Origin of the sequence: Qipengyuania sp. (genome assembly GCF_965277845.1) — a bacterium.
GTDB lineage: Bacteria > Pseudomonadota > Alphaproteobacteria > Sphingomonadales > Sphingomonadaceae > Qipengyuania.
Genome location: NZ_OZ255844.1, coordinates 1,423,018 through 1,435,264, shown reverse-complemented (window position 1 = coordinate 1,435,264; position 12,247 = coordinate 1,423,018). Strand labels below are relative to the sequence as shown.

12 protein-coding genes are annotated in these 12,247 nt (G+C 65.0%); 3 read left to right on the top strand and 9 right to left on the bottom strand.

From position 1 onward, the window contains the following. Window positions 1-110: 110 nt before the first annotated feature. The 7 genes from ACQY4G_RS07095 to ACQY4G_RS07065 all read right to left on the bottom strand — a co-directional run bounded on the left by ACQY4G_RS07095 (window position 111) and on the right by ACQY4G_RS07065 (window position 5,590). The gene (locus ACQY4G_RS07095; RefSeq protein WP_421989783.1) at window positions 111-284 is read right to left on the bottom strand and encodes a hypothetical protein; all 174 of its coding nucleotides are present in this window, start codon (window positions 282-284) and stop codon (window positions 111-113) included. A 70-nt stretch (window positions 285-354) separates the two neighbouring features. After that, window positions 355-1,560: an amidohydrolase family protein gene (locus ACQY4G_RS07090; RefSeq protein WP_421989781.1), complete on the bottom strand. Its 1,206-nt coding sequence runs from the start codon at window positions 1,558-1,560 to the stop codon at window positions 355-357. After that, entirely contained in the window at window positions 1,557-2,861 is a 1,305-nt protein-coding gene (locus tag ACQY4G_RS07085) for an amidohydrolase family protein (RefSeq protein WP_421989779.1), read from the bottom strand. Before ACQY4G_RS07085 ends, ACQY4G_RS07090 begins: the two co-directional genes overlap by 4 nt. 54 nt (window positions 2,862-2,915) lie before the next feature. Next, a complete protein-coding gene (locus tag ACQY4G_RS07080) occupies window positions 2,916-3,935 on the bottom strand; it encodes a S66 peptidase family protein (RefSeq protein ID WP_421989777.1) in 1,020 nt (339 codons plus the stop codon). Then, window positions 3,932-4,336: a cytidine deaminase gene (locus ACQY4G_RS07075; protein ID WP_067693253.1), complete on the bottom strand. Its 405-nt coding sequence runs from the start codon at window positions 4,334-4,336 to the stop codon at window positions 3,932-3,934. The genes ACQY4G_RS07080 and ACQY4G_RS07075 overlap by 4 nt, the downstream gene beginning before the upstream one ends. 10 nt (window positions 4,337-4,346) lie before the next feature. Next, on the bottom strand, window positions 4,347-5,075 hold the full coding sequence (locus tag ACQY4G_RS07070; protein ID WP_421989775.1) for a glycoside hydrolase family 25 protein: 729 nt from the start codon (window positions 5,073-5,075) through the stop codon (window positions 4,347-4,349). Between the two features lie 11 nt (window positions 5,076-5,086). After that, window positions 5,087-5,590, bottom strand: a complete 504-nt coding sequence (locus ACQY4G_RS07065; RefSeq protein WP_067693247.1) for a UPF0262 family protein — start codon at window positions 5,588-5,590, stop codon at window positions 5,087-5,089. Window positions 5,591-5,729: 139 nt separating this feature from the next. Between ACQY4G_RS07065 and ACQY4G_RS07060 the strand changes: the two genes are divergently transcribed. Beyond that, entirely contained in the window at window positions 5,730-7,250 is a 1,521-nt protein-coding gene (locus ACQY4G_RS07060) for a replicative DNA helicase (RefSeq protein ID WP_421989773.1), read from the top strand. A gap of 1 nt (window position 7,251) precedes the next feature. On the opposite strand, the gene ACQY4G_RS07055 is transcribed toward ACQY4G_RS07060, so the two are convergent. After that, window positions 7,252-8,439 (bottom strand): phospholipase D-like domain-containing protein, encoded by a 1,188-nt coding sequence (locus ACQY4G_RS07055; protein ID WP_421989771.1) that lies wholly within the window; start codon window positions 8,437-8,439, stop codon window positions 7,252-7,254. A 111-nt stretch (window positions 8,440-8,550) separates the two neighbouring features. Here ACQY4G_RS07055 and rpoZ point away from each other — a divergent pair, with 111 nt between their 5' ends. Both rpoZ and ACQY4G_RS07045 read left to right on the top strand, forming a co-directional pair. Further along, window positions 8,551-8,895, top strand: coding sequence for a DNA-directed RNA polymerase subunit omega (gene rpoZ / locus ACQY4G_RS07050; RefSeq protein ID WP_067693237.1), 345 nt, complete (start codon window positions 8,551-8,553; stop codon window positions 8,893-8,895). A gap of 107 nt (window positions 8,896-9,002) precedes the next feature. After that, window positions 9,003-10,187, top strand: coding sequence for a DUF3667 domain-containing protein (locus ACQY4G_RS07045; RefSeq protein ID WP_421989769.1), 1,185 nt, complete (start codon window positions 9,003-9,005; stop codon window positions 10,185-10,187). Between the two features lie 63 nt (window positions 10,188-10,250). Here ACQY4G_RS07045 and ftsH read toward each other — a convergent pair whose 3' ends face one another. Further along, window positions 10,251-12,209, bottom strand: coding sequence for an ATP-dependent zinc metalloprotease FtsH (gene ftsH / locus ACQY4G_RS07040; RefSeq protein ID WP_067693231.1), 1,959 nt, complete (start codon window positions 12,207-12,209; stop codon window positions 10,251-10,253). Window positions 12,210-12,247 lie beyond the last annotated feature (38 nt).

Genomic DNA, 12,247 nt, shown 5'->3' with positions numbered 1-12,247 from the left:
CGACGAAGCCGGATGCCGGGGATGACCGGCGGCGAGACGATTCGACGAAATGCATCGAACAGCGGACGGGCACCTTCGCCCCGCCGCCAGAAACGAGAAGGCAGGGTCGCTCAGCCCGCGAGGATCTTCTGCGCGACCTCTTCGATGGTCCCGGTGACGAGCAGCGGCTGGCCGCCGACGACGCCGACGGTGGTCTGGCCGTTTTCGGCGGCGCGCAGCCACGCAATATTGGACGCGACGACGAGGTAATTGCCGCCACGCGAATCAAGGGCAACGAACTTCATGTCGATATGTCTCCTGACCTGTCCCTCGGGTTTGGAACGGGCCAGCAGAATATCGTTCCCCGATCAGCTTTCAGCGAGTCACGCGACTCGCCACGCGCCCGTCGATCACCACGGCGGTAACGTGGCTGGCGTATTCGAGCGGGTCGCCATCGAACAGCGCGACATCGCCATCCTTGCCGACCTTCAGCGAACCGACACGGTCGGCCATGCCGATCGCCTGCGCGGCATCGGACGTTATCGCGCTCAGCGCATGTTCGGGAGCGAGTCCGTTGGCGGCCGCCCATCCCGCTTCCCACAGGATGACCCGGGTCTTGGGCACATAGCCCTCATAGCCCGACTGCAACGCGAAAGGGATGCCCGCCTCGCGCAGCGTGGCAGCCGTGGCGAAGCTCGCGTTCTCCATGTCGCCATAGTGGCGCGCCATCGTGGGGTGGAGGATCACGGTGACCCCGGCCTCGCGCAGTTCGTCGATCAACAGGTAGCTCTCCGCGCCCCCGTCGATCACCACGTCGATGCCGAATTCGTCCTTCAGCCGCAGGGCGGACATGATGTCCTGCGCGCGATTGGCGGTGACCATCAGCGGCACCCGGCGGGCAAGGACGTCCCTCCACACTTGCATATCGAGCTTGTCGGGCTTGGCCTCGTCGCCCTTGGCCGAGGCCGGGGCGCGGGCGGCGGTGAGCGCGGCGCGCAGCAGCGCGATCTGCTTCGACCGGGTGCCCGGCCCCTTCTCGCGGTCGAGCGCGTCGGGGCCGAGATTGGCCGCGATCATGGCGCGCGGGACGATCGCCGCCGCGTCCGCTGTCTTGGCCCAGGTCTTGGCCACCATCGTCTGGCCGGACACGACGGCGCCGGGGCCATGGCCGGTGTGGATCGTCGTCACGCCGAAGCTGCGCAACCAGTCGACCAGCTCCTCTTCGGGATTGTAGCCGTCGATCGCGCGCAATTGCGGCTGGACCGGTGCGCTGCCGTCGAGCTGGTCCTGATCGTGCGGCTGGTTCATGAAACCGGCAAGGCCGACCACGGTGCGCGCATCGACGAGACCGGGGGTTGCCACCGTGGCGGTGAGCACTTCCATCCCCTCGGGAATGGCAGTGGAGGCGGCGGGGCCGACCGCGGCGATCTTGCCGTCACGGATCACCACCACGCCATCGCTGATCGCGGGGCCTTCCATCGTGTGGAGCGTTTCGGCGCGCACGGCGATATCCTGCGCGGCGAGGGAGGCGGGGGCGATGGCCAGCGCGAGCGCGGCGAGTTTGGCGATACGGGCGATCATTGTGCGGCCTCCGCTTCGGCGACTTCCCAGTGGTGATGGGCAAGCTCCATCGGATTACCCGCGCCATAGCCGCCTTCGGCCAGGAGCTTGCCCTCCTCGGTGGTGCGGTCGAAGAGCTTCTGCCCCCCGACCCAGGTTTCCATGAGATCGGTGTAGACCGACAGCGGATCGCCATCGAGGATGAGGAAATCCGCGTCCTTGCCCGGCTCGAGGCTGCCGACCCGATCATCGAGACCGAGTTGCTTGGCGCCATTGATGGTCAGCGCCCGCAGCGCGCCCTCGCGGCTCATACCGCCGCGCGCGGCAATGCCCGCCTGACGAAACATCAGGCGGCTGTCGATGATGCCGTCATCCGAATGAAGCGAGGTGAGAACGCCAGCGCGTTCGAGAATACCGGCGGTCTCGAGCCGCGATTCCATCGCCTCGAGCTTGCCACCCGGGCTGTCGACGATGATATTCGACACCGGGATACCCGCGGCTGCCAGTTCCTCGGCGACCTTCCAGCTTTCCATCCCGTGCTGGATCAGCACCTTGAAGCCGAATTCGCGCTGCAGCCGCAGCACGGTCATGATGTCGTCCGCGCGGTGCGTGTGGAAATGGACGAGCCGCCTGCCCGAAAGCACTTCGCACAGCGTTTCCTTGCCCAGATCGACTTTCTTGCGATCGCCCTTGCAATAGCTCTCGGCCTCGGTGAAGGCCGCGCGCGCCAGCGCCGCCGATTTGGCGCGGGTGCCGGGAAAGCCCGGGGTCGAGCCGATCGGATTGGTCCCATTGGCCATCTTGAGCCCGCCCATGACCGAGCCGTCGGGGAAGTACCAGGCGATGTCCTCGATCGTGTCGCCATCGCGCAACCGCATGTAGAAGGTCTGCCCGCTGACCAGCCAGCCCGAGCCGGGCATGACATTGGCGGTGGTCACCCCGCCCGCGCGCGCCTTGGCGATGCTGGCATCCTTTGGATTGATCGCGTCCATGGCGCGCACTTCGGGCTGGATCGGCGAAGACCGGTCCGCGCCCGCCACCGAACCGATATGCGAATGCGTGTCGACGATGCCCGGCATGATGACCATACCGCTGGCATCGCGCGTTTCGGCACCGGCGGGCACGGCGACATTGGCACCGACCGCGACGATCCTGCCGTCCTCGATCACCAGCGTGCCGTTCTCGATCACCGGCCCCGCCATGGTATGGATCGTCGCGCCGGTGAAGGCCATCACGCGCTCCTGCGCGCTGACCTGGCCCGACACGAGCGTCAGAACGGCACCGACCGCCAGCGCGGCCCGGCGAAGAATTCGACTGGTCATGAAAATCTCCCTTAAGGGCGCTTAGACCGCTCAGCTCGGAAATTGCAAGTGCGGTCAGATGACTGCGGGTTCGAGCATCCGCAAGTGGCGCGCGCCGCCATCCAGCTCGACCATAACACCGATCGGCAGGGTGAGCTGGCCGCGCACATGGCCCGTGTTGAAACCTGCGATGACCGGTTTGGCGAAGCCGCCGAGATGCCGTTCGAGCACATCGTCGAGTGTGAACCCCGCATAGTCGGGATCGCGTGAGCGGCAGCGCGTACACTGGCCGAAAACGACGCCGGCCACGCGCTCGAACACGCCCGCGAGTTGCAGCTGCTGGAGCATGCGATCGACGCGGTAGGGTTCCTCATTGATGTCCTCGAGGACCAGGATCGCGCCGTCGAAGGAAGGCAGCCAGCCGGTGCCCATCAGCGTCGAGACGACGGTCAGATTGCCGCCGAGCAGGCGGCCGCGCGCAGCACCCGGAACAAGCGTGCGCGCCGCACGACCCGAGGCGCGCTCGGCCTCCTTACCGCCGAGCACCGGCATGGCGCCGGCGAAGGCGATGTTCCACAGGCTCTCCCAGCTTGCTGCCTCCCACCGGCTCGCAGCATTGGGCGCATGCAGCGTGGGAAAGCCCGCCCGCCCCGCGATGGCGAGGTGCAGCGCGGTTGTGTCGCTATAGCCGATCAAAAGCTTGGGATTGGTGCGCATCGAGGCCCAGTCGAGCAGCGGCAGGATACGCGCCCCACCCCAGCCGCCGCGTATCGTGAAAATCGCGCGGACCTGCGGGTCGGCAAACATCGCGTTGATATCCGCTGCCCGGTCGATATCGGTCCCGGCGAGGTATCCATCCTGTTCCGCAACATGCCCGCCCAGTTTGGGCACGAGACCCATGCCCGTGATCCAGTGGATCGCCCGGTCGAGTTCATGCGGCAGCGTGACGGCGCTGGCCGGAGCGACCAGCCCGACCGTATCGCCCTGCCGCAGGCGCGGTGGCTTTCGCCGGGAGCGTGCCGCTGCCGCCAGCGGCATCAGCGCCGCACCCGCCAGCCCGCCCATCAGGCCAAGCGCGGCGCGGCGCGCGATCATGCGAGGCTCGCGGGCCCGAATGCGTGCGGCAGCAGGTCGGACAGTCGCAGCCTGCGCACATCCTCCGGCCCAACGCAGAGAATCTCGGGATCGGTCCCGCCCAGCTGGGCGAGTTCGTTGAGCACCTGGCGGCATCGCCCGCACGGCGTGATCGGATCGGCGCCCGGCCCGGTGACGGCGACCGCTTCCAGACCGCCGCGCACCCCATCGGCCATCGCCTTCGACACTGCGACCGTCTCGGCGCACAGCGCGAGGCCGTAGCTCGCATTCTCGATATTGGTGCCGGTCACCACGCTGCCATCGGCAAAGCGCAGCGCCGCGCCAACCGCAAAATTCGAATAGGGCGAATAGGAATGGCGCGCAGCCTCGCGCGCGGCAGCGATCAGATCGTCATCGGTCATATCGTCGTCCTCAGGGTCGTACCACGACCCAGCGCAATGGTTCTTGCGCGGCCTCGGTTTGGTACCAGCGATTGGCGGTCCACATCAGCCACGGGCGGGTGGCATAATCGGGCTCGAACCAGCTGCGGGTGAGCCACAACTGCCGCTCGAACCGGCGCGACGGGGCATAGGCCTCCTCGAACTCTTCCACCGGGGCAAGGATTGCTGGCTTGCCGGCATGCGCCTCGATCTGGTTGACCAGCGTGGTCAGCTCGCTTTGCACCGCAGCATCGGAAACGCGCGCCGGACAGGCCGCGGCAGTGGTTTCGAGCAGAATAGCCGGAGGCAGCAGGTCGGGATCGCGCGGCACCATGGTCACGAAATTCGCCGATTGCCCGTCGGCGACGTCGCAAGGGTCGAAGCGATGCGCAGCGCCGACCGCGAGGCCGGCTGCGCGGGCGCGGGCGAAATTCTGCGCGAAGGCGACATCCGTGAGCCCCGCCCCGTCGCTTGCTTCGAGGTAGACGAATTGCGCGCCCAGCCCGGCGATCGTGCCGAAATCGACCGCGCCATCGACCGCACCGACCAGCGCGCCCTGGTCGGGCCAAAGTTCCTCGTCAGGCCGCCAGTCGCGACCTTCGTGCCAGGCATAGGCCGCGCCGATCAGGGCGATAACGAGCAGGAACATCGCGGTCTTGCCGGCGCGCGAAAGCGCCTTGGGAAAACGGGACTTGCGCCGTTTGCGGCTGCGCCTGGCCATGCCTGTCCCCCTTAGCCCTTGATGTGCAGCACGCAGATCAGCGTGAACAGGCGGCGAGCAGTAGCGAAGTCGGTTTCGACCTTGCCCTCCAGCCGCTCGATCAGCAGTTCCGCCGCGCGATTGTGGACCCCGCGCCGGGCCATGTCGATAGTTTCGATTTCCGTCGGGGTCGCCTTGCGGATGGCCTGGTAGTAACTGTCACAAATGGCGAAATATTCGCGGATCGGGCGACGGAAGCGCGCCAGGCCGAGCAGCAGCTCCTCGATCAATTGCTCGTCCTCGTCGGCGATCGTCATCAGCAGGCGCCCGTCGCGTACCGCGAGCTTCAGGCGATAGGGACCGTTCGCCCCGCGCTCGACCGCGCGTAGCGGCTTGAAACAATTCTCCTCGATCAGGTCGAAGATCGCAATCTTACGTTCCTGCTCGATATCGGCATTGCGCCAGATGATCGTCTCCTCGTCGAGCTCGATATGCGCGATACGATGGTCGCCCGAGGAAGTTGCGGAATCGGTCATGCCTGGCGGCTGCTTTCGCAGAGAAGGACGGGGTGCGGCAAGGGGTTGAAGAACAGTCCCCACTATCCACAGCCGAGCGCAAAAAATTAGCTGACCGATTTCCTTGTCAGCTGACCACTTCAACGGGCATCAGACCACCATGGCCGACACCGACCTTCTCTTCCCCGCCGACGATTCGACCGATTCCAAGCCCGCCAAGGGCCCGGTGCTGCCCGCCAACCTCGAAGCGGAGGCCGCCTTCCTCGGCGCGGTGCTGATCGACAACAAGGTGATCGAGGAACTGACCACGCCGCTGATGGCGGAGCATTTCCACGAACCGGTGCATCAACGCATCTACGAGCGCGTGCTCAAGCTGCTCGACCGCAATTCGGTGGCGACACCGGTCACGCTGAAGCCCTATTTCGAAAGCGACGAGGCGCTCAAGCAGCTGGGCGGGACGACCTACCTCGCGCAGCTGACCGCAGACGGCCAGGGGCTGCTGCACCCGCGCGAACTGGCCGAGCAGATCTACGATCTCGCGCTGCTGCGCGAACTGGTCAGCGTGGGGCGCACCCTCGTCGAAGGCGCGCTCGACACTTCGGACGAGGTCGAGCCGCTCAGGAAGATCGAGCAGGCAGAAGCCGATCTCTATCGCGTTGCCGAAGGCGCCAGTACCGGCAGCGAGGCGCAGTCATTCCGCAAGGCCGCCTTCGGCGCGCTGGAGGTGGTTCAGGCGGCGATGAATTCGGGTGGGCGTTTCTCGGGCAAGACCACCGGCCTCGACACGATCAACGACAAGACTTCGGGCCTCCACAATTCGGACCTGGTGATCCTCGCTGGCCGTCCGGCCATGGGCAAGACCTCGCTTGCGACCAATATCGCCTTCAACGCCGCGCGCCGGCTGATGGACGACGAGAAGGCCGGAATCGAGCGCGAGAAGTCGCCCGGCGCGGGCGTCGCCTTCTTCAGCCTCGAGATGAGCGCCGATCAGCTCGCCACGCGCATCCTGGCCGAGACCGCCGAGATCTCGAGCGAGAAACTGCGTTCGGGCAAGCTCTCGCGCGAGGAATTCCAGCGCCTCAGCTTCGCCAGCCAGGAACTGACCGACCTGCCGCTCTATATCGACGATACTCCGGCGTTGACCATCGGCGCCCTGCGCACCCGCGCGCGACGGCTCAAGCGGCGGCACGATATCGGCCTCGTCATCGTCGACTATCTTCAGCTCCTGCAAGGCTCGGGCCGCGCTACCGACAATCGCGTGAACGAGATTTCGGAAATCAGCCGCGGTCTCAAGACGCTGGCCAAGGAACTGCATGTCCCCGTGATCGCCCTATCGCAGCTCAGCCGCCAGGTAGAACAGCGCGAGGACAAGCGCCCGCAGCTTTCCGACCTGCGCGAATCCGGGTCGATCGAGCAGGACGCCGACATGGTGTGGTTCATCTACCGCGCCGAATATTACCACAACGCCTTGAAGCCCGACACGCCCGACGAGACCTCTTCCGAGGAAGTCCGGATGAAGTACGCAGAGTGGGAGGCGCGCCACCTCGAACTGGTCAACAAAGCAACGCTGATCGTCGCCAAGCAGCGTCACGGATCGACCGGCAATGTCCCGCTGCTGTTCCACAGCGAATTCACCAAATTCAGCAGCCCCGACGTGCGCCATTACGACGATTACGAATAGGTCAGATGCCGAGATTAAGCCGCCGCGTTACGGTGTAATCGAGCGCGGAAACCAGCACCCAGCCGACCGCCCAGCGGATCCGGTTGAACCAGGTGCGTCGCTTCGTATGCACCTCGGACGTGATCCTTTCGGACGCGGCGATCTGGTACGAGACGAAGCCGCGCATCCGTTCGGCCAGCGCCGCGTCCTCGATCCGCAGCATGATCTCGAGATTGAGATAGAGGCTTCGCATGTCGAAATTGGCGCTGCCGAGATAGACCGCGTCGTCGAGCACGATCAGCTTCGTATGCAGCTTGCAGGGCGTGAATTCCCAGATCTTCGCACCGCGCTTGAGCAGGTAATGATAAAGCGAACGCGTGGCGCCCAGCGTGGCGCCATTGTCGCTCTTGGCCGCCATCAGCAGCCGGGTGCCGCCCTTTTTCGAGACACGCGCAATCCGGCGAAGCAGGCTGTAGGGCGGCGAAAAATAGGCCATGAAGATATCGAGCCGATCGCCGTCGCGCAGATCGCGGGTGACGCAGCGCGCCCAGCTCGACAGCCCGCGCGTCGGCCCGCCCACCAGCCAGCGTGCCCTGCCGTCGCCCGATTTCCATTCCCATTGCGAAACCGTGCGGCGGATCGCCCGGAAATGTGCATGATCGTCGTCGGTCCAGTCGACCAGCCTGGCGAACCAGTCGCTTAATCCATCGACCGCATCGCCCTCGATCGCGATGGCGAGGTCGTTCCAGCCGTTCTGCTGCGGCGGAGCGAAGTAATCGTCCTCGATATTGAATCCGCCGAATAACGCGCGCGCCCCATCGGCGATAACCATCTTCTGGTGGTTACGGATGAGGTAGCGAAAGCCGAAACGCGGGCTGAACAGATAGTACCGACCGCCGGCCTCGACGATCGGGCGGAGGAATTTGTCGGAGGCCGAAGCGCCGAAACTGTCGACGATGAGCGTCACTGCGACACCTCGACGCGCTGCGTCGCAAAGGGCATCGCGCAATTGGGTCGAGACTTCGTCCTCGGCGAAAATGTAGAAGCAGATATCGAGCCGCTCGCGGGCCGAGGCGACCATCTCCATCAGCGCTTTGCGGCGATCCTTGCCTCCGGGATAGAAGGTCAGCGATTGGCCTTGCGCCGCATGCGAGAATGGTTCGGGATCGCGATAGCCGCTCGCAACATCGGAAGGGTTTCTCTCGCCCATTGCAAGCAGCCTTAGCGCCGCAAGCACGCGGCGCAAATCCTTGACTGTGGAGCCGCGAGGCCTTAAGTGCCGCGCTTTCCCGGAATCACTTGATTTGCATCGGAGTGCCCTATGGCGCGCGTTACCGTCGAAGACTGCGTAGACAAGGTCCCCAATCGTTTCGATCTCGTCCTGCTGGCCGCCCAGCGGGCACGCGAGATTTCGGGCGGTGCGGAGCTGACCGTCGATCGCGATCGCGACAAGAACCCCGTTGTCGCCCTGCGCGAGATCGCCGAACAGACGATCAAGCCCAAGGACCTTCACGAAGCGGCCGTTACCAACCTGCAGAAGATCTTGCCGGACGACGACGACGAAATGGATGAAGTCGGCTCGCTCAGCCAGTCGGCCGAAGCGCTGCGGATCACCGCCTCGGCCCCGACGCGCTCCACCTCGATCGGCGCCGATTACGACGGCTAAGCCGCCCGAAGCGACAGCGATTCTTCGAAAGGCCGCCCGATGGGCGGCCTTTTTGCGTTGCGGCATAGGGGATGCTGTCCCTATCCTGCGCCGAGACAGGAGGCAGGATGAGCGACATCGTGGAAGGGCTGGGGACCGCGGTCGAGGGTGGATTGTATGCCAAGGCCGTCTCGGAAAGGCCGGGCGGTACCCCCGCGCTCGACAAGGGCCACTTCGCCGAGGGCGAATGTCTCAATTGCAGCACGCCGCTGGTCGGGGAGCACTGCCACGCCTGCGGCCAGAAAGCCCACCTCCACCGCACGCTCAGCGCTTTCATGCACGACGTCGCGCATGGCGCGGTGCATTTCGACAGCAAGACCTGGCGCACGCTGCCCATGCTCGCCTTCAAGCCGGGCGAACTGACCCGGCGCTATATCGATGGCGAACGCACCCGGTTCGTGAGCCCGATGGCGCTGTTCCTGTTCTCGATCTTCCTGATGTTCGCGATCTTCCAGTTCGCGGGGATCAGCGCGCCGACCGACCTGCAAGGCGATACCGATGCACAGCTGCGCGAGCTGACCGGCGAACAGCTCGAGCGCCTCGAGGACCGGCGCGACACGCTGGCCGCACGCGTGGCCGATGGAGACCGCACCGATGCGGAGCGCGAGCGGGCCGCGCGGCAACTCGCCGAGGTCGAAGACCAGCTGGGCACATTGAGAGCGGCACAGGCCGAACTGCCGTTCCTCGCGCCCACGCGAAGCGCAAGCAGTGACACGCAACCGGAAACGGAGAGCGAAGAGCCGCCCGAAACTCCTGCCGGAGAAGAAGCGCTTGCGCCGGTCACCGCCACACCCGACGAGGATTGGACCCTCGATCTCGAAGAAGTCGGATGGATCGAGGCGGGCCTGGACAAGTGGCAGAAGAACCCAGGCCTGATGCTCTACAAGCTGCAGACCAATTTCTACAAATTCAGCTGGCTGCTGATCCCGCTGTCGATTCCCTTCGTCTGGCTCCTGTTCGTCTGGAAGCGGCGGTTCAGGGCCTATGATCACGCGATCTTCGTGACCTATTCGCTGGGCTTCATGACGATGCTGATCCTCGCACTCGTCCTCGCGGGACTCGGCGGGGTCTCGGCTACCTATATCGCACTGGCATCCATGCTGATCCCACCGCTGCATATCTACAAGCAGCTGCGCGGCACTTACGACCTCTCGCGCTTTTCGGCGCTATGGCGGCTGTCGGTGCTGACCGTTTTCATCTCCATCATCCTCGGCCTGTTCACCTCGCTGCTGATGCTGCTGGGATTGTTCTAGCCAAGAGAAAGGGCCGCCCGAACTGTCCGGACGGCCCTATTCGTCAATTGTTGAGAATGAGCGTCAGGCGCCCTGCGGCGCGGGGCCTCCGCCGAGCTTGCGCCCGGCCTTGGGCACGGCGGCACCGGCGACCGGCTTCACCACGACCGGGCCTTTGGGCTCGTCGGGACGGTCGATCTTGCCGTCCTTCATCAGCTGGTCGATCTCGTCGCCGGTGAGCGTTTCGTATTCGAGCATCGCCTGCGCCAGCAGGTGCAGCTTGTCCTCCTGCTCGGTCAGCACTTCCTTCGCACGGGCGAGGCCGTCCTCGACGAGACGCTTGATCTCGGCATCGATCAGCTTGTTGGTTTCCGCGCCCGACATGGTGCGCGCGGTCTGGCCCATGCCGAGATAGCCTTCCTGGCTCGCCTCGTACTGCAGCGGGCCGAGCTTGTCGGACATGCCCCATTTGGTAACCATGTTGCGCGCGAGGTCGGTGGCATACTGGATGTCGCCGGACGCACCGCTGGAAACCTTGTCGTGACCGAAGATGATTTCCTCGGCGACACGGCCGCCCATGGCGACGGCCAGGTTCGCGTGCATCTTGTCGCGGTGGTAGGAGTAGTTGTCGCGTTCGGGCAGGCGCATCACCATGCCCAGCGCGCGGCCGCGCGGAATGATCGTCGCCTTGTGGATCGGGTCCGATGCCGGCTCGTTCAGCGAAACCAGCGCGTGGCCGGCCTCGTGATAGGCGGTCATCTTCTTCTCGTCCTCGGTCATGACCATGGAGCGGCGTTCCGCGCCCATCATGACCTTGTCCTTGGCATCCTCGAATTCCTGCATCGCGACGAGGCGCTTGTTGCGGCGCGCGGCGAGCAGCGCCGCCTCGTTGACGAGGTTCGCAAGATCCGCGCCCGAGAAGCCCGGCGTGCCGCGCGCAATGGTGCGCGGGTTCACATCGGGCGCCAGCGGCACCTTCTTCATGTGCACGGCGAGGATCTTCTCGCGTCCGTCGATGTCAGGCACGGGCACGACGACCTGGCGGTCGAAACGGCCCGGGCGCAGCAGGGCCGGATCGAGCACGTCGGGACGGTTGGTCGCGGCGATGATGATGATGCCTTCATTGGCTTCGAAACCATCCATTTCGACCAGCAGCTGGTTGAGCGTCTGCTCGCGCTCGTCGTTCGAATTGCCGAGGCCGTGGCCGCGCGAACGGCCGACTGCGTCGATCTCGTCGATGAACAGGATGCACGGTGCATTCTTCTTGGCCTGTTCGAACATGTCGCGCACGCGGCTGGCGCCGACGCCGACGAACATTTCGACGAAGTCCGAGCCCGAAATGGTGAAGAAGGGTACGCCCGCTTCGCCTGCGATGGCGCGGGCGAGCAGCGTCTTACCGGTCCCGGGAGAGCCGACCAGCAATGCACCCTTGGGGATCTGGCCGCCGAGCTTGGAGAAGCGCTGCGGGTCCTTGAGGAACTCGACGATTTCCTCGAGCTCCTCGCGCGCTTCGTCGATGCCGGCGACATCTTCGAAAGTAACCTTGCCCTGACGTTCGGTCAGCAGCTTGGCCTTGGACTTGCCGAAACCCATCGCGCCGCCCGCGCCGCCGCCCTTCTGGACCTGGCGCAGCGCGAAAAAGGCGATGCCGAGGATCAGCACGAAGGGCAGGATCTGGATCAGCGCATAGAGCAGGATATTGCCGCTTTCGGCCTCCACGCCGGAATAGCGCACGCCATTGTCTTCAAGCAATTGCGGCAACGTGGTGTCGTTAGCCACCGGAATGGTCGAGAATTGCTCGCCATTTTTCATCTCACCGACGATCTGCGTTTCGGAGATCTGCACATTGGCGACCGATCCTTCGGCGACCTTGTCGCGGAAATCGGAATATTGGAGCTGCGTTCCGGCGCCGCTCGTCCCGCCGCCGAAGACCGAAACGACCATCAGCAGGGCGAGGAAGATGCCGCCCCAGATCATCAGGCTCTTCACCCAGGGATTGGGCCCATTGCCCTCGGGCTCGGGCGGGGAATTCTGGTCGCTCATGCGCGGGTTCCTTTCACTGCCGATAATGTAGGGTGCGA